20 protein-coding genes are annotated in these 21,489 nt (G+C 66.0%); 16 read left to right on the plus strand and 4 right to left on the minus strand.

All coding sequences use genetic code 11. The features are described from left to right. Nucleotides 1-64 precede the first annotated feature (64 nt). From P5704_018170 to P5704_018225, 12 genes are all read left to right on the plus strand, one after another. The gene (locus tag P5704_018170; protein ID WOF77942.1) at nucleotides 65-670 is read left to right on the plus strand and encodes a cytochrome c3 family protein; all 606 of its coding nucleotides are present in this window, start codon (nucleotides 65-67) and stop codon (nucleotides 668-670) included. Between the two features lie 47 nt (nucleotides 671-717). Then, nucleotides 718-1,593: an ethylbenzene dehydrogenase-related protein gene (locus P5704_018175; protein WOF77943.1), complete on the plus strand. Its 876-nt coding sequence runs from the start codon at nucleotides 718-720 to the stop codon at nucleotides 1,591-1,593. A 319-nt stretch (nucleotides 1,594-1,912) separates the two neighbouring features. Then, on the plus strand, nucleotides 1,913-2,227 hold the full coding sequence (locus tag P5704_018180; protein ID WOF77944.1) for a c-type cytochrome: 315 nt from the start codon (nucleotides 1,913-1,915) through the stop codon (nucleotides 2,225-2,227). A gap of 17 nt (nucleotides 2,228-2,244) precedes the next feature. Continuing rightward, nucleotides 2,245-2,586, plus strand: a complete 342-nt coding sequence (locus P5704_018185) for a cytochrome c (GenBank protein ID WOF77945.1) — start codon at nucleotides 2,245-2,247, stop codon at nucleotides 2,584-2,586. Further along, complete coding sequence (locus P5704_018190) at nucleotides 2,583-3,758, plus strand: cytochrome D1 domain-containing protein (GenBank protein ID WOF77946.1); 1,176 nt, start codon at nucleotides 2,583-2,585, stop codon at nucleotides 3,756-3,758. The genes P5704_018185 and P5704_018190 overlap by 4 nt, the downstream gene beginning before the upstream one ends. A 1-nt stretch (nucleotide 3,759) precedes the next feature. Continuing rightward, the gene (locus tag P5704_018195; GenBank protein ID WOF77947.1) at nucleotides 3,760-4,218 is read left to right on the plus strand and encodes an Lrp/AsnC family transcriptional regulator; all 459 of its coding nucleotides are present in this window, start codon (nucleotides 3,760-3,762) and stop codon (nucleotides 4,216-4,218) included. Next, nucleotides 4,215-4,727 carry an Lrp/AsnC family transcriptional regulator gene (locus P5704_018200; GenBank protein WOF77948.1) on the plus strand — a complete coding sequence of 171 codons (513 nt, stop codon included), beginning with the start codon at nucleotides 4,215-4,217 and terminating at the stop codon, nucleotides 4,725-4,727. Before P5704_018195 ends, P5704_018200 begins: the two co-directional genes overlap by 4 nt. Beyond that, nucleotides 4,720-5,163: an Lrp/AsnC family transcriptional regulator gene (locus P5704_018205; protein ID WOF77949.1), complete on the plus strand. Its 444-nt coding sequence runs from the start codon at nucleotides 4,720-4,722 to the stop codon at nucleotides 5,161-5,163. Before P5704_018200 ends, P5704_018205 begins: the two co-directional genes overlap by 8 nt. Continuing rightward, nucleotides 5,138-5,644, plus strand: coding sequence for an Lrp/AsnC family transcriptional regulator (locus P5704_018210; protein ID WOF77950.1), 507 nt, complete (start codon nucleotides 5,138-5,140; stop codon nucleotides 5,642-5,644). The genes P5704_018205 and P5704_018210 overlap by 26 nt, the downstream gene beginning before the upstream one ends. A 267-nt stretch (nucleotides 5,645-5,911) precedes the next feature. Next, nucleotides 5,912-6,352, plus strand: a complete 441-nt coding sequence (locus tag P5704_018215; GenBank protein WOF77951.1) for a cytochrome c — start codon at nucleotides 5,912-5,914, stop codon at nucleotides 6,350-6,352. A gap of 44 nt (nucleotides 6,353-6,396) precedes the next feature. After that, nucleotides 6,397-7,821 carry a cbb3-type cytochrome c oxidase subunit I gene (locus P5704_018220; protein WOF77952.1) on the plus strand — a complete coding sequence of 475 codons (1,425 nt, stop codon included), beginning with the start codon at nucleotides 6,397-6,399 and terminating at the stop codon, nucleotides 7,819-7,821. An 82-nt stretch (nucleotides 7,822-7,903) separates the two neighbouring features. Continuing rightward, nucleotides 7,904-9,745, plus strand: coding sequence for a VWA domain-containing protein (locus tag P5704_018225; protein WOF77953.1), 1,842 nt, complete (start codon nucleotides 7,904-7,906; stop codon nucleotides 9,743-9,745). A gap of 61 nt (nucleotides 9,746-9,806) precedes the next feature. On the opposite strand, the gene P5704_018230 is transcribed toward P5704_018225, so the two are convergent. Beyond that, nucleotides 9,807-10,730 (minus strand): MalM family protein, encoded by a 924-nt coding sequence (locus tag P5704_018230; GenBank protein WOF77954.1) that lies wholly within the window; start codon nucleotides 10,728-10,730, stop codon nucleotides 9,807-9,809. Nucleotides 10,731-10,846: 116 nt separating this feature from the next. Further along, a complete protein-coding gene (locus tag P5704_018235) occupies nucleotides 10,847-12,139 on the minus strand; it encodes a maltoporin (protein ID WOF77955.1) in 1,293 nt (430 codons plus the stop codon). 386 nt (nucleotides 12,140-12,525) lie between these two features. On the opposite strand from P5704_018235, the gene mta reads away from it, so the two are divergent. Continuing rightward, a complete protein-coding gene (mta, locus tag P5704_018240) occupies nucleotides 12,526-14,181 on the plus strand; it encodes a glucan 1,4-alpha-maltotetraohydrolase (protein ID WOF77956.1) in 1,656 nt (551 codons plus the stop codon). 155 nt (nucleotides 14,182-14,336) lie between these two features. On the opposite strand, the gene P5704_018245 is transcribed toward mta, so the two are convergent. Together P5704_018245 and P5704_018250 are read right to left on the minus strand one after the other, a co-directional pair. Further along, nucleotides 14,337-15,443 carry a hypothetical protein gene (locus P5704_018245; GenBank protein ID WOF77957.1) on the minus strand — a complete coding sequence of 369 codons (1,107 nt, stop codon included), beginning with the start codon at nucleotides 15,441-15,443 and terminating at the stop codon, nucleotides 14,337-14,339. Beyond that, nucleotides 15,440-17,509 carry an alpha-amylase gene (locus P5704_018250; GenBank protein WOF77958.1) on the minus strand — a complete coding sequence of 690 codons (2,070 nt, stop codon included), beginning with the start codon at nucleotides 17,507-17,509 and terminating at the stop codon, nucleotides 15,440-15,442. The genes P5704_018245 and P5704_018250 overlap by 4 nt, the downstream gene beginning before the upstream one ends. 252 nt (nucleotides 17,510-17,761) lie before the next feature. On the opposite strand from P5704_018250, the gene malE reads away from it, so the two are divergent. The 3 genes from malE to malG all read left to right on the plus strand — a co-directional run bounded on the left by malE (nucleotide 17,762) and on the right by malG (nucleotide 21,483). After that, nucleotides 17,762-18,949 (plus strand): maltose/maltodextrin ABC transporter substrate-binding protein MalE, encoded by a 1,188-nt coding sequence (gene malE / locus P5704_018255; GenBank protein WOF77959.1) that lies wholly within the window; start codon nucleotides 17,762-17,764, stop codon nucleotides 18,947-18,949. Between the two features lie 67 nt (nucleotides 18,950-19,016). Further along, nucleotides 19,017-20,582, plus strand: a complete 1,566-nt coding sequence (gene malF / locus P5704_018260) for a maltose ABC transporter permease MalF (protein WOF77960.1) — start codon at nucleotides 19,017-19,019, stop codon at nucleotides 20,580-20,582. Nucleotides 20,583-20,592: 10 nt separating this feature from the next. Beyond that, nucleotides 20,593-21,483 (plus strand): maltose ABC transporter permease MalG, encoded by an 891-nt coding sequence (gene malG, locus P5704_018265; GenBank protein ID WOF77961.1) that lies wholly within the window; start codon nucleotides 20,593-20,595, stop codon nucleotides 21,481-21,483. Nucleotides 21,484-21,489 lie beyond the last annotated feature (6 nt).

The raw sequence follows: 21,489 nt of genomic DNA on the forward strand, positions 1-21,489 counted from the left end.
CCGAGGATTGCCTGTTAACACCCACCGCGCCTGGCGCGGTGGGTCTGGCAAGGGAACAGATTCCATGACAGATCAAGACGGCAACAAGCAAAAGAAGGGCGGCATCCTTGCGCTACTGCGGCGGCCGAGCGCGCGCTACTCGCTCGGCGGCATTCTAGTGGTGGGCATTGTTGCCGGCATCGTCTTCTGGGGCGGCTTCAACACCGCGCTGGAGGCTACCAACACCGAAACCTTCTGCATCTCCTGTCACGAGATGGGGGACAACGTATACCCCGAGTACAAGGAGACCATTCACTACGCCAACCGCACCGGCGTTCGCGCAACCTGCCCGGACTGCCATGTGCCGCGCGACTGGACGCACAAGATGGTGCGCAAGGTCGAGGCCTCCAAGGAGCTATGGGGCAAGATCGTCGGCACCATCGACACCGCCGAAAAGTTCGAGGCCAAGCGGCTGACCCTGGCGCGTCGCGAATGGGCCCGGATGCGGGCATCCGATTCCCGCGAGTGCCGCAACTGCCACAGCCTGGAAAGCATGAGCTCCGACATGCAGAAACAGCGAGCCCGCAAGCAGCATGAGATGGCGCGCGAAGACAACCTGACCTGCATCGCTTGCCACAAGGGCATCGCGCACCACCTGCCCGAAGGTATGACCGAAGAAGACGAAGACTGAACTGCGGTCCGGCGGGCCAGCCAACCATCGATGATGAGGAACCGATTATGAAAAAGACCCTGATGGCCAGCGCGGTGGGGGCGGTAATCGCCTTCGGTGCACAGGCTGCTATGGCCGCGGCACCGGCTGACTGGAGCGCGGTGGCTGCGACCGACGTCACTCTGTTCTACCCCGGCGTATCGCCGGTGGAATGGATCACCAAGGGTACCGAGCACGGTGGCGCCCGGGCCCTGAAGAAAGGCGAGACCTGCGCCGGCTGCCACTCCGAGGAAGTCGCGGACATGGGCGGCAAGATGGCCAGCGGCCAGAAGCTCGAGCCCACGCCGATCGATGGCAAGGCGCCCTTCATCAATGCCAAGGTGCAGGCCGCCAACGACGGCGAGAACCTCTACCTGCGCTTCACCTGGAAACAACCCGCAGCATCCGGTGCGGCGCCGATGGACGCCGACAACCCGGTGAAGATCGCCTACATGCTCGAAGGCGGTTCCAAGGTCCAGCTGGCCGAGGCGGGCGGTTGCTGGGGCAGCTGCCACGGCGACGCGCGGACCATGCCGGGTGCAGCCGATACCAAGACCAAATACGTCAAGGACGGCTCGCTGGCCAACGGGATTTTCTACGACCTGAACCAGTGGCGCAGCGGTGAGAACAAGGCGTTCGACGGCCATGTCGCCACCGAGCGGGTGATGGAAGGCGGCCAGGCCCTGGTCGATGCCCAGGGCCAGCTCGATGGCGATACCTGGACGGTGGTGTTCACCCGCAAGTTCGCTGGCGGCGAGGGCGACGTGACACTGGCTCCGGGCAACGTCTACAACTTCGGCTTCGCCATCCATGACGACAACGCCACTGGGCGCTACCACCACGTTTCGCTCGGCTACACGCTGGGTATCGACGCCCAGGGCGATATCACCGCCGCCAAGCAGTAACCAGGCGGCAAGCAACGGGCCGGCGCAATGCCGGCCTTGTGCTTTTCCGGTGTCCGAGCGGCCGGCGACGGCGCAACCGTGCCGATGGGATGATTTGATTGCAATCAAGGAACCGGCATGGCGGCTCATTCATTCTGAGCCTGCCCGCACGGGTCGCGAAGCAGCCGTTCGAAGTCCCGGAACCCACAAACAATGACCAAGGACAAAAGGTTGCCTAGCACAAGCGGTAAATTTACCGTGCACTTGCTCAGTGCGTTTTGCTGAGCACCCTTTGGGTGAGCGGTAACGCTCTCCCCTTTAGCCTTGAGGAAAAGATCTAATGAAGAAAATCCTTATCCCGATGCTCGCCCTGGGCGGCGCGCTGACCCTGCAGCCGGCACTGGCGCAGGATGGTGAGGCGCTGTTCAAGAGCAAGCCTTGCGCGGCTTGCCACAGCATCGATGCCAAGCTGGTCGGTCCGGCGTTCAAGGAAGTCGCCGCCAAGTACGCAGGACAGGACGGCGCTGCCGATCTGCTGGCTGGCCACATCAAGAACGGCAGCCAGGGCGTATGGGGTCCGATCCCGATGCCGCCGAACGCCGTCACCGAAGAAGAAGCCAAGATCCTCGCCGAGTGGGTTCTTAGCCACAAGTAAGCTGCACGGAGGACGCCATGACAGTTGCCCGACACGCCGTTTCACGTCTGGGACTGGCCCTGGCGTCCTTTCTCCTGTTTCCCCTTGCCCTGGCCGCGGCCCCCGCTGCCGAACGCCAGGCGAAGCTCGACCATCTGCTACTTCAGGACTGTGGCTCCTGCCATGGCCTGCGCATGACCGGCGGTCTCGGACCCGCGCTCACCCGCGAGGCGCTAGCCGGCAAACCCCGTGACAGTCTGATCGTCACCGTGACCCACGGCCGCCCTGGCACCGCCATGCCCGGTTGGAATGTGCTGCTCGACGAGCAGGACATCGCCTGGCTGGTCGACCGCCTGCTCGAAGGATATCCCAAGCCATGATTCGTCCTTTTCTGCTGCTGGCTGCGGCCGGTCTGCTCGCGGCCTGTGCACAGCAACCGCTGCGCGGCACCGGAGACCTGGGCGTGGTGGTGGAGCGCGCCACCGGCAGCCTGCAGATCATCGAGAGCAGCAGCCAGAGCCAGCTCGCCCGCGTCGAGGGCCTGGGCGACCTGTCCCACGCCTCGGTGGTGTTCTCCCGCGACCAGCGCTACGCCTATGTATTCGGCCGCGACGGCGGGCTGACCAAGGTCGACCTGCTGCGTCAGCGCATCGATCGTCGCGTCATCCAGGGCGGCAACAGCATCGGTGGCGCCATCAGCCAGGACGGCACGCTGATCGCTGTCGGCAACTACGAGCCGGGCGGGGTCAAGGTCTTCGATGCCAAGACCCTGGAGCTGGTCGCCGACATACCGGCTACGCCGCTGGCCGATGGCAGCCGCAATTCGCGGGTGGTCGGCGTGATCGACGTGCCCGGCCGGCGCTTCATCTACAGCCTGTTCGATACCGATGAGACCTGGCTGCTGGATTTCAGTCAGGGCGACCAGCCGCAGATCACTCGTTTCGAGGGTATCGGCCGCCAGCCCTACGATGCGCTGCTGACGCCGGAAGGGCGCTACTACATCGCCGGCCTGTTCGGCGAGGATGGCATGGCCAAGATCGATCTTTGGCATCCCGAGCGTGGTGTGGAGCGCATTCTCGATGGCTATGGCCGCGGCCAGCAGAAATTGCCGGTCTACAAGATGCCGCACCTGGAAGGCTGGACCGTGGCCGGCAACCAGACCTTCGTTCCCGCCGTCGGCCAGCATCGCGTGCTGGTGATGGATTCCGAGAGGTGGCAGCAGACCGACGCCATCGACGTCGCCGGCCAGCCGATCTTCGTCATGGCGCGACCGGACGCGCGGCAGATCTGGGTCAACTTCGCGCACCCCGACAACGGCAAGGTCCAGGTCATCGACAGCGAGACCCACGAGATCATCGCCGATCTGGAACCGGGCCCGGCGGTGCTGCACATGGAGTTCACCGCCCGTGGCGACCAGCTCTGGCTGTCGGTGCGCGATGGCGAGGAAATCCAGGTCTGGGACCCCTACACCCTGAAGCTGCTCAAGCGACTGCCGGCGCAGAGTCCGAGCGGCATCTTCTTCAGCAGCCGCGCCCACGAGACGGGGTTGTGACATGCAGATCGACGCCCTCAGCCGCCGCCTGATCGACCGCTACCAGCACGGCATGCCGCTGTGCGCCGAGCCTTACCGCGCCATGGCCGAGGAACTGGGCTGCAGCGAGCACGAGGTGCTCGCCTGTCTCCGACAGCTGCACGAGGGCGGTGGCCTGTCGCGCATCGGCCCGGTGTTCGAGCACAGCCGTGCCGGCGCCAGCACCCTGGTCGCGCTGGCCGTGCCCGAGGCTCGGCTGGAGCAGATCGCGGCGCGCATCAATGCGTTCCCCGAGGTCAACCACAACTACCTGCGCGAGCATCGCTACAACCTCTGGTTCGTGCTGACCGGGCCGGATCGGCCACACCTCGACCGGCTGCTGGCCGAAATCGAGGCCGATACCGGGCTGACTCCGCTCGACCTGCCGATGCAGCAGGCCTTTCGCATCGACCTCGGCTTTCCGCTGGGAGATCCATCATGACCGGTTGTCTCAATGACCTGCAGGCGCTGCAGCTGCGTCGCCTGCTCGAGGGTGGCCTGCCGCTGGCCGCACGTCCGTATCAGCGGCTCGCCGAGCAGATCGGCAGCGTCGAGGCGCAGGTCCTCGAACAGATCCAATGCTGGCAGGAAGAAGGGCTGTTCCGCCGCTTCGGCCTGGTGCTCAAGCATCGCGCGCTGGGTTTTCGCGCCAACGCCATGCTGGTGATGGACATCCCCGATGCGCAGGTCGACGAAGTCGGGCGGCGGCTCGGCTTGGCCGCCGGCGTCAATCTCTGTTACCAGCGCCCGCGGCGTCTGCCGCAGTGGCCCTACAATCTGTTTTGCATGGTCCATGGCCGCGAGCGCGAGCAGGTCTGCCGGCTGATCGAGCGCCTGCTGGCGGACAACGGCCTGAGCGATGTGCCGCATCAGCTGCTGTTCAGCACGCGGGCCTTCAAACAGTGCGGTGGCCGTTTTGCACCGCCGCTGCCCGAGGTCGCCAATGGATGAATTCGACCGGCTGCTGATCAATCGTCTGCAGCATGGCCTGCCGCTGGTGCGCCACCCCTGGGAAGCCCTGGCCGAGGAGCTGGGCAGCACCTCCGAGGCCCTGCGCGAGCGGGTCCAGGCATTGCTCGACGACGGCACGCTGACCCGCTTCGGGCCGATGTTCGACATCGACCGGCTCGGCGGCGCCTTCACCCTGGCCGCGCTGTCGGTGCCGGAGGCGCGTTTCGACGAGGTCGCCGCGATGCTCTCGGCGATGCCCGAAGTGGCACACAACTACCGCCGCGAACACCGCTGGAACATGTGGTTCGTGCTCGGTTGCGAGACCCCGCAGGGCATCGCCGAGAGCATCGCGCGCATCGAGGCCGGGACCGGCCTGGCGGTGCTGAATCTGCCGAAAGAGGAAACCTTCCATGTCGGTTTGCACTTCCCCGTCTGATGATGGCCTGAGCCGCCGCCTGATCGAGTTGACCGAGGCCGGGCTGCCGCTGGTGGCCGATCCCTGGGCCTGGCTCGCCGCTGAGCTGGGCATCGACGTCGATGCCACCCTGGCGCTGCTGCAGCGGCTGCAGGCGGACGGTGCGATCCGGCGTATCGCGGCGGTACCCAACCACTACCGCCTCGGTTACCGGCACAACGGCATGACCGTGTGGGACGTCGACGACGCCGAGATCGCGAGACTGGGTGCGCTGATCGGCGCCCAGCCCTTCGTCAGTCACTGCTATCGCCGACCGCGGCAGGAAGGCTGGCCATACAATCTGTTCGCCATGGTGCATGGGCGTGATGCCAGTGACATCGAGGCCTACCGCAACCAGATTCGCGCGCTGCTGGGCAGCGCCTGCCGGGCCAACGAGATACTGGTATCCAGCCGCATTCTGAAGAAGACCGGTCTGCGCCTGACGACCCAACGCCGCGCCTGATTCTCTGCATGCTGATGCCCGCGGCGGCGTCGGCAGGACCTGCGTGCGATCGCCGCACGGGCCGCCCAAGGCCACGGTCACGCCGCCCGAAAATGCAGGCCTGTGGCCCGCAACGCGCCGCAGCCCCCGTGGCGTCCGGCTTTGCGCCCCTCCTGCAGTGCCTCCAGAAAGCCCTACTGCCACGTTCAGGTTTTTCTTGATTGCCATCAAGCAGGTTTCGATAGCCCCCTTCTTAAACTGGCCACGCCAAGCCACGAGGAGGCGACCATGTCCGAGACCTTCACCAAAGGAATGGCCAGGAATATCTACTTCGGAGGAAGCGTGTTCTTCTTCCTGGTGTTCCTCGGCCTTACCTACCACACAGAGCAGACTTTCCCCGAACGCACGAACGCATCGGAAATGACCGAAGCGGTAGTACGCGGCAAGGCAGTCTGGGAAAACAACAACTGCATCGGCTGCCACAGCCTGCTCGGTGAAGGCGCCTATTTCGCGCCGGAGTTGGGCAACGTGTTCGTCCGTCGTGGTGGTGAAGAGGCCTTCAAGCCCTTCCTGCACGCCTGGATGAAGGCCCAGCCTCTCGGCGCCCCCGGTCGTCGTGCGATGCCTCAGTTCAATCTGACCGAACAGCAAGTTGACGATATGGCGGAGTTCCTCAAGTGGACTTCGAAGATCGATACCAACAACTGGCCGCCAAACAGGGAGGGTTGATCGATGGACGTCTTTGTTTCCGATTTAACTGGAGGGGCCACGAGATGAGCATCATCAATCCGCATCTCAAATTCCAATCGCAGGCCGTTGCCAAACCCTACTTCGTGTTTGCACTGATCCTGTTCGTCGGTCAGATCCTGTTCGGTCTGATCATGGGACTGCAGTACGTCATCGGTGATTTCCTGTTCCCGCTGCTGCCCTTCAACGTGGCACGGATGGTTCACACCAACCTGCTGATCGTCTGGCTGCTGTTCGGCTTCATGGGTGCGGCCTACTACCTCATTCCCGAGGAAGCGGACCGTGAACTGCACAGTCCGAAACTGGCCATCATCCTGTTCTGGGTGTTCGCCGCGGCCGGCGTGCTGACCATTCTCGGTTACCTCTTCGTGCCCTATGCAGGGCTGGCGGAGATGACCAAGAACGAATTGCTGCCGACCATGGGACGCGAGTTCCTCGAGCAGCCGACGATCACCAAGATCGGCATCGTGGTGGTGGCCCTGGGCTTCCTCTACAACATCGGCATGACCATGCTCAAGGGTCGCAAGACCGTGGTCAGCACGGTGATGATGACCGGTCTGATCGGCCTCGCGGTGTTCTTCCTGTTCTCCTTCTACAACCCCGAGAACCTGGCGCGCGACAAGTACTACTGGTGGTTCGTCGTGCACCTGTGGGTGGAAGGCGTGTGGGAACTGATCATGGGTTCGATGCTCGCCTTCGTCCTGATCAAGATCACCGGCGTGGACCGCGAAGTGGTCGAGAAGTGGCTCTACGTGATCATCGCCATGGCTCTGATCACCGGCATCATCGGTACCGGCCACCACTTCTTCTGGATCGGTGCGCCGACCGTGTGGCTGTGGCTGGGCTCGATCTTCTCCGCCCTGGAACCGCTGCCGTTCTTCGCCATGGTGCTGTTCGCCCTGAACATGGTTAACCGTCGCCGTCGCGAGCATCCGAACAAGGCCGCTTCGCTGTGGGCCATCGGCACCACCGTGACCGCGTTTCTCGGTGCCGGCGTGTGGGGCTTCCTGCACACCCTGGCTCCGGTGAACTACTACACCCACGGTTCGCAGTTGACTGCCGCACACGGCCACCTGGCCTTCTACGGTGCCTACGCGATGATCGTGATGACCATGATCAGCTACGCCATGCCGCGTCTGCGTGGCCTGGGCGAAGCACCGGATGCACGCGCTCAGCGCATCGAAGTCTGGGGCTTCTGGCTGATGACCATCTCCATGGTCGCGATCACCCTGTTCCTCACCGCAGCCGGCGTGGTGCAGGTGTGGCTGCAGCGGATCCCTGCCGACGGTGCTGCCATGTCGTTCATGAACACCGCCGACCAGCTGGCCATCTTCTTCTGGCTGCGCCTGATCGCCGGGGTGTTCTTCCTGATCGGCCTGGTCTGCTACCTGTACAGCTTCCGCCAGCGCGGTCGGGTACCGGCCGTAGCAGCAGCTGCCGCCGCGGCCTGAGACGCGTCGCAATGAGGATCGACGGCCCGGCTGGTAACAGCGGGCCGTTTTGCTTTTTCAGTGCCTGCACGGAGTAACCGCCATGGCCTTTACCATCGAAGTGGAAGAGTGGGTCGGTAGTGTCTGGCACCGCTTCATCACCCGTCGTGCCAACCCGGATTTTCCGGAAGCACGGGTCGATCTCGAGAGCATGCAGCGGCCGCTGTCGTTGCTGTTCCGCGCCATGGGCGGCGCCAGCGGGGTCGGCGTCGAAGCCGCCAGCGCGCGTGATCTGCTGCTCAGGCGCAACCTGCTGCAACAGGTCGCCGGGACCTGCAAGCAACTGCCGGTGGCCTGGTGCGACGCCAGCAATCTGCGGCTGCCGCAGAGCCTGGCGGTCTACCCGGAAGTCTCGCTGAACCAGGATCTGTATCGCTGGCTGGCGCTGCTCGCCGCACAGGCCGGGCCGATGCGCCACTGGGCGCGCGACAACCAGCGCTGGACCCAGGCGATCCTTGAACATTTTCCGGCCATGCGCCCGCGCTATCAGCGCCTGGTCGAAGCTCATCTGCAGCTGCGCCCGGACCCGAGCCAGCTGCCCAAGGCCGAGGCTGCGCTGGAAGCGGCACTGTGCCAGGCGCTGCGCGAGCCGGGCAGCGTCAGCCAGTTCCCGCGCAGCGAGCGCGCGCCCTGGCCGCTGCCGCTGTGGCTGTATCCGGCGGACAACCTCGGTGAACCTCAGGCCGCCCAGCGCGCCGAGGAAGGCGAGGGCAATCTGGAAACCCCGCCCGGCGGTGAGTCCCGTCAGCGCAAGCGCGCCCGGCGGGTGGACGAGAGCTCGAGCAAGGGCGGCCTGCTGCTGTTCCGTCTGGAGAACCTGTTCAGCTGGTCCGAGCATATCGAGCTGGACCGCTGCGGCGACGACACCGAGGACCTCGATGCCGCCCGTGTCGCCGAGGACCTCGACGAACTGGCGCTGTCGCGCCAGCGCATGCGCCAGGGCGGCGGGCTGAAGCTCGACCTGGACCTGCCTGCCGCGGATTTCGACGATGTGCCGCTGGGCGAAGGCATCAAGCTGCCCGAGTGGGACTATCGCAAGCAATGTCTGCAGCAGGACTTCGTCAACCTGCAGCTGATGCTGCCACGTGGTGCCGAGGCCAAGCCGTTGCCGTTGCACCTGTCGCCGCTGGCGCGACGCCTGCGTCGGCAGTTCGAGCACCTGCGCAACGACCGCCAGTGGCTGCGTCAGCAACCGCAGGGCTCGGAACTGGACATGCAGGCCTGGCTCGATTTTCACGTCGAGCGGCAGAACGGCCAGTGCGCCGAACGTGGTCTGTTCATGGAGCAGCGGCAGAACCGCCGCGACCTGGCCTGCCTGCTGCTGGCCGACCTGTCGATGTCCACCGACGCGCACCTGGACAACGAGCACCGGGTGATCGACGTGGTCACCGACAGCCTGCTGCTGTTCGGCGAAGCGCTGTCGGCGGTCGGCGATCCGTTCGCGCTCTACGGTTTCTCCTCGCTGCGCCGTCAGCAGGTGCGCATGCAGGAGCTCAAGAGCTTCCGCCAGCCCTACGGCGACGAGACCCGCGGGCGCATCCAGGCGCTCAAGCCCGGCTACTACACCCGCATGGGCGCCGCCATCCGCCACGCCACCGAACTGCTCGGCGCCTGCAAGCAGCGGCGCAAGCTGCTGCTGCTGGTCACCGACGGCAAGCCGAACGATCTGGACCTCTATGAAGGCCGTTACGGTGTCGAAGATACCCGCCAGGCCGTCATGGAAGCGCGCAAGCAGGGCCTGCTGCCGTTCTGCATCACCATCGACCGCGAGGCCGGCGGCTACCTGCCATATATGTTCGGCGCCAACGGCTACACCCTGATCAAGGAGCCGCAACAGCTGCCGTTCCGTCTGCCGCAGCTGTACAAGCAGCTGACCCAGGCGTAACGCGCTTCACCTGTCCACAGCGATGTTCGCGACGCGATTGCCGCGCCGCGAACCCCGCCTTTCAGCGGATCTCGATGCGCTCGAGCAGGTGCCGCTTGGCCGCGCTGTCGCCAACCCGTGCCGCTTCGTCGGCCAGACGCAGCGCGCGTTCCAGGTCCTTCTCGGTCAGAGCGGCATCGATCGCCTGGCGGTAGTACGCCGAGGTCTCCGGCAGCACCGTTGGCGCCGGCGCGCTGGGCAGTTCGTTGCCCATTTCCTGGCCGATGCTGTAGCCCGGTACGTAGCCCTTGGCGGTCGAGCCGGCGGCGCTGTCGGGGATCATCACCAGCTTGATCACACCCACCGGGGAGTGCTGCGCCACCGGGTCGGGGATGCTCGGCGGCTCGTTGCCCAGCGCCTTGGCGTAGGCCTTGGCCGGGTGCTGCAGGACCGTCTGCCCGGCCATCTGCGCCTCGCTGGTATAGAGGATCAGGTAACGCTCGTTGCCCGGATGCTCCGGCTGCGAGCGGTCGATGCGCAGGCGCGCGTCGAGGCTGTCGCCCTTGAGGCCGGTCGGCGGTACGTAGGCGAAGTCGTCGGCATCCAGCAGGCGGGTCGGGCGCATGCGGCTGTCGAGCAGCATGGCGTTGGGCGCCAGCACGCTGCTGCCGGCCTGGCTGTACAGGCGCAGCTCGAACGACGGGCCGCCGGCCGGCAGCTTGAAGGCGCGCAGGAAGCTCTTGCCGGTTTCGAAGGCATAGGCCGGGGCCTGGCTGTCGATCACGACATTGCCGCTGAAGCCCGCCTCCAGCGGCTGGTACGGCAGCTGGTCGAGACCGCTGCAGCAAGACGGTGCGGCGGCCAGCGCGGCACGGGCCTGTTCGACCGAGCCGTGCAGCGGCGCCGGGCTGGCGGCGAGGGCGTCGACCCGACGCAGCGGTTCGCTACTGCAGCCGGCCAGCGCCAGGGCGATCAGCCCGGCGGCGAGAAGGGATAGAGGATGCATGGCGGTTCTCCGGATAAAAAATGCCCCGACCTGCCAGAGTCGGGGCAAAAGGCACCGTCTGGACGGTGGGAGCGGAAAGTCTGCCGTTGCGTGCAACGGCGTTCAGCCGGCGCGGTTTACCACCAGGCCTCGGCCTGGATACCGAAGGTGAGGCCGTCGTCGTCACCGGCGTCGATGGATTCGCTGGCGGCCTGGTAGCGGCCGCCGTCCCACTGGGCGTAGGTGGCGAACACGCGGATCTGCGGGCGCGCCCAGAAGCTGTTGCCGGCTGACCACTGCTGGGCCAGGGTGAGCTTCTTCAGGTCGCGGGTGCGTTCGCCGTCGGCCTGTGGATCGACGCGGTCGTAGCCGAACTCCAGCGCGGTGCTCATCACGTCGCTCCACTTGTACACCGGGCGCACGCCGAAGCTGGCCCAGGTCTGTCCGGAGTCGTTGTCGAAGTCGCGGTCCTCGTAGATCTGCACGTACATCATCTCGATGTTGTCGCTCAGGCCGACCACGCCCTGGTTGACCAGGCGCAGCATCTTGCCGTCGCTGTTGCCGGTGCTGTTGCGCCCGCTGCTGCCGATGATGCCGTCGGTGCCGTACTGCAGGGCGAGTTTGTTGTAGCCGCCGAACCAGTCGCTCTGGGTGTGCTCGAGGGTGACCAGATGACCTTTCTGGTCCTCGTAGCCGGGATCGCGCTCCTGCTCGTCGGTGAGGTTGGCCTTGCCGTAGTCGTAGCCCAGCTCCAGCTTGCCGCCTGGGTTGACGTCGATCTCGGCGAGGCGGAAGTCGAGGGTGTCGTTGGCCAGGTTGGTGCCGGTTCCCGAGCCCTGGTAGACCCAGTCGCCGTCGGTGTTGCGGATCCACGCCACGCTCGCCTTGGCGAAGCCCAGGTCGATGTCCTCGATACCGGCGCCGGGGCCGGAGACGTCCCAGTAGTAGTAGTCGTTGATGTGCACGTCGTGGCGCTTGTAGTAGCGCTTGCCGGCCCAGATCGCCGCGCCCGGCAGGCTCGGGATGAGGTTCTTGCCGACCACGTTGAACTGGCGGATGGAGGTGGTGCCGGCCTCGTCGAACGGGTTGTTCTCGCCGCCGTTGGTGTCGGTGCCGGTGGCTTCCCAGTCGTTACCCTGATCGGAGCGGTAGGCGATCATGCTGTCGACGTAGAAGCTGCGGTTGCCTTCGCTCCACACCTCCTGGCCGAGGCCGATCTCGGCGTAGGTTTCGCATTCGTTGCCCAGGCGATATTTCGCCGGTGCGCCGGCAGCCTGGAAGCAGGCCTGGTCTCCGCCGCCGGCCGTGGCGCCGACGCCGGAACGCAGGTAGCCGTGGAAATCGACCGCCAGGGCCGGGCCACCGACCAGCAGGGCGGCGAGAACACAGACGGGTTTGAGGACGAACAGAGGGTGCGCGGTGTGCTTCATGACGGGTCCTTGTTTTTCTTGTTAATGCCGAGCGGTCACGCCGGCGCTGCCTGTCGCGGCAACGCCGATCGGTGGCGCAAAGCCTCGGTGATGGGGCAGGGGGCGGCATCCTCCCGGCTGAATATTTCGCTGGCGCAGCCCGAGGGCGTAATCGGGATGACTGCGGCGTAATCCCCGGGGCGGGGTCGCGACGGGCGGGGCGCAGATGATTGCCATGGGTCCTCCGCCTGGCCACTACGCCGCCTCGAAAGCGCGCAGGGAGGTTGGACGTGAGCGGGCCCGGGAGCAGTCTGCACGGGTCGGTCGAAAGTCCGGCCGGCGTTCATCCTCATTCGGCAAAGCGTTGCCGGATACCCGCGAACAAGCACAAGAACCGGAGTATTGCGATGAGCCAAACCCTGCGTGCCGCCGTGCTGGCGGCGATCCTGCTACCGTTCCCCGCCCTCGCTGACCAGGCCGGCAAGAGCCCGGCCGGCGTGCGCTACCACGGCGGCGACGAAATCATCCTCCAGGGCTTTCACTGGAACGTCGTGCGCGAGGCGCCGAACGACTGGTACAACATCCTCCGCCAGCAGGCCGCGACCATCGCCGCTGACGGCTTCTCGGCGATCTGGATGCCGGTGCCCTGGCGTGACTTCTCCAGCTGGACTGATGGCGGCAACTCCGGCGGCGGCGAAGGCTACTTCTGGCATGACTTCAACAAGAACGGCCGCTACGGTAGCGACGCCCAGCTGCGCCAGGCCGCCGGTGCGCTCGGCGGTGCCGGGGTGAAGGTGCTCTACGACGTGGTGCCCAACCACATGAACCGCGGCTACCCGGAAAAGGAAATCAACCTGCCGGCCGGCCAGGGCTTCTGGCGCAACGACTGCGCCGACCCGGGCAACTACGCCAACGACTGCGACGACGGTGACCGCTTCATCGGCGGCGAGTCGGACCTGAACACCGGCCACCCGCAGGTCTACGGCATGTTTCGCGACGAGCTCGGCAACCTGCGCAGCGGTTACGGCGCCGGTGGCTTCCGCTTCGACTTCGTTCGCGGCTATGCGCCCGAGCGGGTCGACAGCTGGATGAGCGACAGCGCCGACAGCAGTTTCTGCGTCGGCGAGCTGTGGAAAGGCCCGTCCGAGTACCCGAGCTGGGATTGGCGCAACACGGCCAGCTGGCAGCAGATCATCAAGGACTGGTCGGATCGGGCCAAGTGCCCGGTGTTCGACTTCGCCCTCAAGGAGCGCATGCAGAACGGCTCGGTCGCCGACTGGAAGAACGGCCTTAACGGCAACCCCGACCCGCGCTGGCGCGAGGTGGCGGTGACCTTTGTCGACAACCATGACACCGGCTATTCGCCCGGGCAGAACGGTGGCCAGCACCACTGGGCGCTGCAGGACGGGCTGATCCGCCAGGCCTACGCCTACATCCTCACCAGCCCGGGCACGCCGGTGGTGTACTGGCCGCACATGTACGACTGGGGCTACGGCGACTTCATCCGCCAGCTGATCCAGGTGCGGCGCACCGCCGGCGTGCGTGCCGATTCGGCGATCAGCTTCCATAGCGGCTTCAGTGGCCTGGTCGCCACCGTCAGCGGCAGCCAGCAGACCCTGGTGGTGGCGCTCAACTCCGATCTGGCCAACCCCGGCCAGGTCGCCAGCGGCAGCTTCAGCGAGGCGGTCAACGCCAGCAATGGCCAGGTGCGCGTCTGGCGCAGCGGTAGCGGCGATGGCGGCGGGAATGACGGCGGCGAGGGTGGTCTGGTCAATGTGAACTTCCGCTGCGACAACGGCGTGACGCAGATGGGCGACAGCGTCTACGCGGTGGGCAACGTCAGCCAGCTCGGCAACTGGAGCCCGGCCGCTGCGGTGCGGCTGACTGACACCAGTGCCTATCCGACCTGGAAGGGCAGCATCGCCTTGCCTGCTGGCCAGAACGTGGAGTGGAAATGCCTGATCCGCAACGAGGCGGACGCGACGCTGGTGCGTCAGTGGCAATCGGGCGGCAACAATCAGGTCCAGGCCGCCGCCGGCGCCAGTAGCAGCGGCTCGTTCTGAGGCGGGTGCGCCTGGGTAATGGTGTGAAGCTTGGGTACGGCCTTGGCTGCGAACTGGCTTGCAGCCTTCGCGGTCAAGACCGCTCCCGCAGAGCAGGCTGGGCCTGCCAGCATTCCTGCTTAGCAGGTGTTCCATTGCTGGCAGCGGGCGCGCGGCTAAGCACCCGATTCGCCCAGCTGCCAGCGGGCGGCCTGTGCTTCGGCCAGGCGAAGCTGGTTCAGCAGCGCTTCGCGGTCGGGCTGTCGTTCGTTGGTCAGCGCACCGCTGGCGAGCAGATCGGCATGCCGGGTGGTGGCTTTATCTCGGAGCCAGGCCAGGCGCTGTAGGGTCAGAGGCGTGCAGCTCTGGCCGCTGAGATCGTCTTTCACGTCGAGCCAGTGCGAGCGCCAGGCTTCCTGCAGGTACAACCCGCCCAGTTCGCCAGCCAGCGCGTTGCGCCAGCGACGCATCAGGCCGCTCAGCCAGTCCAATACCGTTTCGCTTGCGCCGCGGCCAGTCAGCTCTCGATGCAGGCGCTGGTAGGCATCCAGCGCGATGCGTTTTTCCAGCTCGAAATCGGCCAGTGCCCATGTCTCGCTTTCCTGTTCCAGCCGCAGCAGGCAGGCGAACAGCTGGCGCGTCTCGAAGCGCTCGGCCGGATGGAAGCCCGGCGAGGCCAGGCCGTCGCTGTTGTACTGACGCAGCGGGTCGAAGGGGTAGAGGTAGCCGAAATCGAACAGGCGGATGCGGCCATCGTCCAGGGTGTTGCCTGGCGCCAGATCCCACTCGAACAGGCCGGCCAGCAGCAGGGCGATCAGCAGGTCGAACAGCTCGACGAGCTGGCGCTCGTCCCAGCGTTCTATGCGCCGGCCCTCGACCCAGGGCGACAACACGATGCCCTGCTGCAGCGAGGCGTACTGCGTCGGCACGATGCCGGCCAGGCGTTCGGCCTGCTCCGGTATGCGCATCAGCCGGGCAAGGTCGCGGCGGCGCTGCAACTCGTTGAGAAAGCTCGTCTGGCCGTCCGGGTTCTGCACACGACAGGGCCGCCGCGCGACCTTCAGCGCCCAGTCGCGGCCGGCCAGCTGTACGCGGTAGACGCGGGCGGTCAGACCGTCGTCGAGGCAGGCGCGTACCCATGGCTCCGTTCCGGTGACGGCAGCGAGTTCCTGCGGTGGCAGCGGGCAATCCTCCGCGCGGCCCAGGCGAAACTCGGTGCCGCTGGCGAGAAAAGCCCGCTGGGCCTGGCGCCGTGCCGCTGCGGTCAACGAGGCGGCACTCATCGGGCCTGCACCACGATGACCTTGTCCTCGCCCAGCTCGCGGGCGAAGGCATAGGGCTGGCCGGCCGAAAGCAGTCGATGCTCACCCGCGCCGATCGCCGGATGCCGGGCGCGGAATTGGCCGATCCGTTGCCAATGTTCGATCAGGGCGGCAACTTCGGGCTGCTCGTGCTCGCCCCAGTTCATCGGGCTGCGCGTGCCTTGGAAGGGGTCCGAGCCGGTCGGTCCGAATGGACGCGCGCTTTCGTCGCCGTAGTAGATCTGCACCGCGCCAGGCGCCAGCAACAGGGCGGCGGCGAGGCCGCGTTGGCGCGCCAGGTCGCCCTTGGCCAGCTGGTTGAACAGCGCGGTGTCGTGGGATGAGGCATAGCTCAGCAAGTTGTGCCCGGGTGTCTCGCCCAGGCGCCGGGCATAGTCCGCGTAGCTGGGTTCGGCCGCTGCGAGGCAATCGCTGGCCGCCAGCGACTGCTGCTGAAAGTCGAAGTTGATCAGCGCGTCGAAGCCCTGGTCCAGATAGTCGCTGGCCTCGGGGCCGTGGCCGAACACTTCGCCGACCATCCAGAACGGCTCGTCGGCCATGGGATCGTCCGGATTGGCGCGGGCCCAGTCGGTGCGGGCGCGTTCGGCCGCCACGCGCAATTCGGCCCAGGTCGATGGCTCGACGTGCTTGACGGTGTCAGCACGGAAGCCGTCGACGCCGAATTCGCGGACCCAGAGTGTCAGCCATTCGATCAGGTAGTCGCGCACGCGATAGCCCTCGCGCGGCTCGGCACGGGTCTGCGTCTTGCGCGCAAGAAACTCCGGCAGCGCGACGACTGCGTCGGACTCGGTGCGAAAATCCGGCAGAAAGGCCAGCGAGCCCTTGAGCGGATCGACCGTGGCGCTGGGCGGCGTGTCGTAGTCGGCGATGCCGGCACGGACCCAGTCGCGGCCCCACCAGGCGGCCCAGCTCGGGTGCTCGTAGTCCACCAGGTTGTGGTAGGCGTGCAGATTCTCGTGGGCTTCCGGCTGCCAGGCGCTCCACTGCTCGGGCAGGTACTCGGCCATGCCCTCGCGCAGAGCACCGAAGCCGAGCTGCTGCATGTCCTGCAGGGTCGAGTAGCCGGGATGGTTGAGCACCACGTCGAACAGCACGCGGATGCCGCGGGCATGGGCCGCGCTGATGAGGGCGCGCAGGTCGTTTTCGCTGCCCATGTTGGCGTCGAGCTGGGTGAAGTCCAGCGCGTAGTAGCCGTGATAGCCGTAATGGCGGAAGTCGCCGCGCTCGCCACCGCCGACCCAGCCGTGAATCTGCTCGTAGGGCGCGCTGATCCATAGCGCATCGACGCCGAGGCTGGCGATATGGTCGAGCCGCTCGGTCAGCCCCTTGAGGTCGCCACCGTGGAAGGTGCCGATCTCCTCGGCGCCGTCCGGCTCGCGGCCATAGCTGCGGTCGTTGCCTGGATCACCGTTGGCGAAGCGGTCGGTGAGCACGAAGTAGACGATCGCGTTGCGCCAGTCGCGCGGTGCCGGTTTGGCCGGCTCGGCGGCTTCGAGCAGCAAGAGGCCGTCGCTGCCGGCGGCGGGTTGCAGCCTGACCTGGCCGTCGCGGACCACCGCCGTGGTGCCGGACAGGGCGTCGCGCAGGGTCTGGCCATCGCGGAACACCTCGCCGACCGCCAGTTCCACCGCGCCACCCTCCCACGGCTTGCAGACCGCGGTGGCCGCCTTCGGCTCGGCGGCCTTGATCGGCAACAGACGCAGGGCCGGCGCGGTGCCGGTCTCGACGATCAGCCGATAGCGTCCGGCCTCGGGCACTTCGTAGCGGTAGGCGCTGTCTTTGCCAAGCGGCTGGCGGCGGTAAGGCGCAAGCGCTGCGCCTGTCGCGGTGCCCTGCGGCATCACCAATCGCAGCTGACCGGGTTCGAGCTCCAGCTCCGTGTCGTAGCGTTCGGCTGCCAGGGCGTTCCAGCGCGGTGACAGCGGCTGGTCGTTCAGGCGAACGCTCAGTTCGGGAGCGGCGAGGCCGGACAAGGGCAGGGCGAGGCCGAACAGCAGCGGCAGGGCAGAAAACCGGTGGGCACGCATCAAATGGGGCTCCATTATGCTTTTTCGCTACATTTGACTGCGCGTTGGCCGCCGGGTATAGGCGTAAGCGCCAGGCTGATGGCGTATTTTGTGCCGCTGCGAGGGTCGGTCTACGCCCCGCTTCTACGCCCTCCGCCCCCTTGAGGAGGAGGATGCACATGGCGCATGACGCGCCGAGGATGGAACGACTGTCAGAGCCTCAGGCCGGCAGCAGGTGGAACAACTAATAAGAAGCCACGAGGAAAGCGAAGCATGAACAAGAAATTCTGGTGTATCGCCACTGTCGGCCTGGCGGCCACCTTCAGCCTGCCGCTGCCGGCGCTGGCAGCGATCGAAGAAGGCAAGCTGGTCGTCTGGATCAACGGCGACAAGGGCTACAAGGGCCTGGCAGAGGTTGGCAAGCGGTTCACCGCCGAGACCGGTATTCCGGTGGAAGTGGCCCACCCGGACAGCGCCACCGACAAGTTCCAGCAGGCGGCGGCCACCGGCAACGGCCCGGACATCTTCATCTGGGCCCATGACCGCATCGGCGAATGGGCCAAGAGCGGCCTGCTCACCCCCGTCACCCCCAGCGCCGAGACCAAGTCCGGCATCGCCGGCTTCTCCTGGCAGGCGGTGACCTACGACAACAAACTGTGGGGCTACCCGATCTCGGTGGAAACCATCGGCCTGATCTACAACAAGGCCCTGGTGGATACGCCGCCGAAGAGCTTCGACGACGTCCTGGCGCTGAACGAGAAGCTCGCTCCGCAGGGCAAGCGCGCCATCCTCTGGGACTACAACAACACCTACTTCACCTGGCCGCTGCTGTCGGCCAAGGGCGGCTACGTATTCGAGCGGACCGACGGCGGTTACGACGTCAAATCCACTGGGGTGAACAACGCCGGCGCCAAGGCCGGCGCGCAGGTGCTGCGCGACCTGATCGACAAGGGTGTGATGCCCAAGGGCGCGGATTACAGCGTGGCCGAGGCGGCCTTCAACAAGGGCGACTCGGCGATGATGATCAGCGGCCCCTGGGCCTGGTCGAACATCGAGAAGAGCGGCATCGACTTCGGCGTGGCACCGATTCCCGCCATCGACGGCGAACCGGGCAAGCCTTTCGTCGGCGTCGCCGCCGCGCTGCTCAACGCCGCCAGCCCGAACAAGGACCTGGCCGTGGAGTTTCTCGAGAACTACCTGCTCGAGGTCGACGGCCTGAAGACGGTGAACGCCGACGTGCCGCTGGGTGCGGTGGCCAACACCGCCTACATGGAAGAGCTTTCGAGCAATCCGCACATCAAGGCGACCTTCGAGAACGCGCAAATGGGCGAGCCGATGCCCAACGTGCCGGAGATGGGCGCGTTCTGGTCATCCATGGCCGCCGCGCTGACCAACATCACCTCCGGCCGACAGGACGTCGACGCCGCCCTGGACGATGCCGCCAAGCGCATCACCCGTTGAACCCGTCGCCGGCCGCCGCCTCGGGCGCGCCGGCGGACTATGCTCCGTTCTCAAAGGTTCCGCTCCCGTGAATGCCCGTGCCGAGTTGCCCAGCCCAGCCATGACCCGTACGACCTCCCGGGGCCTGCCCCGCTCCCTGACCAACGGCCTGCGCTGGCTGGCGTGGCTGACCTTCAACGCCTTCGCGCTGTACCTGGTGGTCGCGCTCTACGTGCAGGGGCAGATGGCCTTCGCCCTGCTCGGGCTGGTGGTGACCGGGATCGCCAGCTACCTGTTCATCAACCGACGGATGTACGCGCAGCGCTACATCTTCCCGTCGGTGGCCGGGATGCTGGTGTTCGTCATCTTCCCGCTGCTATATACGGTGGGCATCGGTTTCACCAATTACAGCGGCAGCAACCTGCTGAGTCAGGCCCAGGTCGAGCAATATCATCTGAGCCAGACCTACCTTGCCGGCGAGCGCTTCCGTTTCACGTTGCATCAAAGTCCTGATGGCGAGCGCCTGCGCATCGACAAGGGCGAGCAGGGCGTGTTCGTCACCCCGCCGTTGACCGGTGAGCCTGACGCGGAAGCGCCGCTGCTCCTGCAGCCGGCCGAAAGCGTCGAAGGGCTGGGCGAGGTGCTAGCGCTGCGCGAGGTGATTCAGCGGCGCAAGGCGCTGGAGCAGTGGGTGATGCAGGCGCCGGATGGCAGCCTGCTGCGGCTGTATGGATTGCGTGAAGTCGCCGCCGTGGAGCCCGTCTATCGTCAGGACGGCCCCGGCGTGCTGGTCGACACCCGCAGCGGCGCGCGGCTGACTGCCGACATGGAACGCGGCTTCTATGTCGACGAAGCCGGCCAGGCGGTGCCGCCGGGCTTTACCGTGTTCACCGGCTTCGCCAACTTTTCCCGGGTGCTGACCGAACCGAGCATCCGCGAACCCTTCATGCAGATCTTCGCCTGGACCTTCGCCTTCGCCGGCCTCACGGTGGTCTTCACCCTCGCCGTAGGGCTGGTGCTGGCCAGCCTGCTGCAATGGGAGCTGGTGCGCGGCAAGGCGTTCTACCGATTGATGCTGATCCTGCCGTACGCGGTGCCGGCGTTCATTTCCATCCTGGTGTTCCGCGGCCTGTTCAACCAGAACTTCGGCGAGATCAACCTGCTGCTCGACAGCCTGTTCGGCACGCGCCCGGACTGGTTCAGCGACCCGGCCCTGGCGCGCACGATGATCCTCATCGTCAATACCTGGCTCGGCTACCCCTACATGCTGCTGCTGTGCATGGGCCTGTTGCAGGCGATCCCGCGGGATCAGTACGAGGCTTCGGCCATCGACGGCGCCAGTCCGCTGGACAACCTGTTGCGCATCACCCTGCCGCAGCTGATCAAGCCGCTGATGCCGCTGCTGATCGCGAGCTTCGCCTTCAACTTCAACAACTTCGTGCTCATCACCCTGTTGACCCGCGGCGGCCCGGACATCATCGGCGCGACCACGCCGGCCGGCACCACGGACCTGCTGGTCAGCTACACCTACCGCATCGCCTTCCAGGATTCCGGGCAGGACTTCGCCCTGGCCGCGGCGATCGCCACGCTGATCTTCCTGCTGGTGGGCGCCATGGCGCTGCTCAACCTCAAACTCTCGAAAGTGAAGGTATAAGGAGACCCACATGGCCATGGTGCAACCCAGATCCGCCCGTTACCGGCTGTGGGCAACCCACGCGGCGCTGCTGGCGTTCGTGGCGGTGATCCTCTTTCCGCTGCTGATGGTGATCTCGATTTCCTTCCGTGAAGGCAACTTCGCCACCGGCAGCCTGTTCCCGGACAACCCGACCCTGGAACACTGGTCGCTGGCCCTCGGCATTCCTTACACCCACGAGGACGGTAGCGTGACCAACCCGCCGTTCCCGGTGCTGCTGTGGCTGTGGAATTCGGTGAAGATCGCCCTGGTCAGCTCGGTGCTGATCCTGCTTTTGTCGACCACCAGCGCCTACGCCTTCGCGCGCATGCGCTTCGGCGGCAAGGCGCCGATCCTGAAAAGCATGCTGATCTTCCAGATGTTCCCGCCGGTGCTCTCGCTGGTGGCCATCTACGCGCTGTTCGACCAGCTCGGCCAGCACGTCAGCTGGCTCGGGGTGAACAGCCACGGCGCGGTGATCGTCGCCTCGCTGGGCGGCATGGCGCTGCATATCTGGACCATCAAGGGTTACTTCGAGAGCATCGATGCCTCGCTGGAGGAGGCCGCCATCGTCGACGGCGCGACCACCTGGCAGGCGTTCTTCCATATTCTGCTGCCGATGAGCGTGCCGATCCTGGCGGTGGTGTTCATTCTCGCCTTCATCACCAGCGTCACCGAATACCCCATCGCCTCGGTGCTGCTGATGGATGTCGACAAACTGACCCTCTCGGTCGGCGCCCAGCAGTACCTCTATCCGCAGAACTACCTGTGGGGCGACTTCGCCGCGGCGGCGGTGCTCTCCGGGCTGCCCATCACCGCGGTGTTCCTCTACTGCCAGAAGTGGATCGTCGGTGGCCTGACCGCGGGCGGGGTGAAAGGCTGACCAACT

Origin of the sequence: Pseudomonas sp. FeN3W (assembly GCA_030263805.2) — a bacterium.
GTDB lineage: Bacteria > Pseudomonadota > Gammaproteobacteria > Pseudomonadales > Pseudomonadaceae > Stutzerimonas > Stutzerimonas stutzeri_G.

Coding starts and splice junctions, on each gene's coding strand:
- P5704_018170 (WOF77942.1), top strand. CDS start 65: ATGACAGATCAAGACGGCAACAAGCAAAAGAAGGGCGGCATCCTTGCG.
- P5704_018175 (WOF77943.1), top strand. CDS start 718: ATGAAAAAGACCCTGATGGCCAGCGCGGTGGGGGCGGTAATCGCCTTC.
- P5704_018180 (WOF77944.1), top strand. CDS start 1,913: ATGAAGAAAATCCTTATCCCGATGCTCGCCCTGGGCGGCGCGCTGACC.
- P5704_018185 (WOF77945.1), top strand. CDS start 2,245: ATGACAGTTGCCCGACACGCCGTTTCACGTCTGGGACTGGCCCTGGCG.
- P5704_018190 (WOF77946.1), top strand. CDS start 2,583: ATGATTCGTCCTTTTCTGCTGCTGGCTGCGGCCGGTCTGCTCGCGGCC.
- P5704_018195 (WOF77947.1), top strand. CDS start 3,760: ATGCAGATCGACGCCCTCAGCCGCCGCCTGATCGACCGCTACCAGCAC.
- P5704_018200 (WOF77948.1), top strand. CDS start 4,215: ATGACCGGTTGTCTCAATGACCTGCAGGCGCTGCAGCTGCGTCGCCTG.
- P5704_018205 (WOF77949.1), top strand. CDS start 4,720: ATGGATGAATTCGACCGGCTGCTGATCAATCGTCTGCAGCATGGCCTG.
- P5704_018210 (WOF77950.1), top strand. CDS start 5,138: ATGTCGGTTTGCACTTCCCCGTCTGATGATGGCCTGAGCCGCCGCCTG.
- P5704_018215 (WOF77951.1), top strand. CDS start 5,912: ATGTCCGAGACCTTCACCAAAGGAATGGCCAGGAATATCTACTTCGGA.
- P5704_018220 (WOF77952.1), top strand. CDS start 6,397: ATGAGCATCATCAATCCGCATCTCAAATTCCAATCGCAGGCCGTTGCC.
- P5704_018225 (WOF77953.1), top strand. CDS start 7,904: ATGGCCTTTACCATCGAAGTGGAAGAGTGGGTCGGTAGTGTCTGGCAC.
- P5704_018230 (WOF77954.1), bottom strand. CDS start 10,730: ATGCATCCTCTATCCCTTCTCGCCGCCGGGCTGATCGCCCTGGCGCTG.
- P5704_018235 (WOF77955.1), bottom strand. CDS start 12,139: ATGAAGCACACCGCGCACCCTCTGTTCGTCCTCAAACCCGTCTGTGTT.
- mta (WOF77956.1), top strand. CDS start 12,526: ATGAGCCAAACCCTGCGTGCCGCCGTGCTGGCGGCGATCCTGCTACCG.
- P5704_018245 (WOF77957.1), bottom strand. CDS start 15,443: ATGAGTGCCGCCTCGTTGACCGCAGCGGCACGGCGCCAGGCCCAGCGG.
- P5704_018250 (WOF77958.1), bottom strand. CDS start 17,509: ATGCGTGCCCACCGGTTTTCTGCCCTGCCGCTGCTGTTCGGCCTCGCC.
- malE (WOF77959.1), top strand. CDS start 17,762: ATGAACAAGAAATTCTGGTGTATCGCCACTGTCGGCCTGGCGGCCACC.
- malG (WOF77961.1), top strand. CDS start 20,593: ATGGCCATGGTGCAACCCAGATCCGCCCGTTACCGGCTGTGGGCAACC.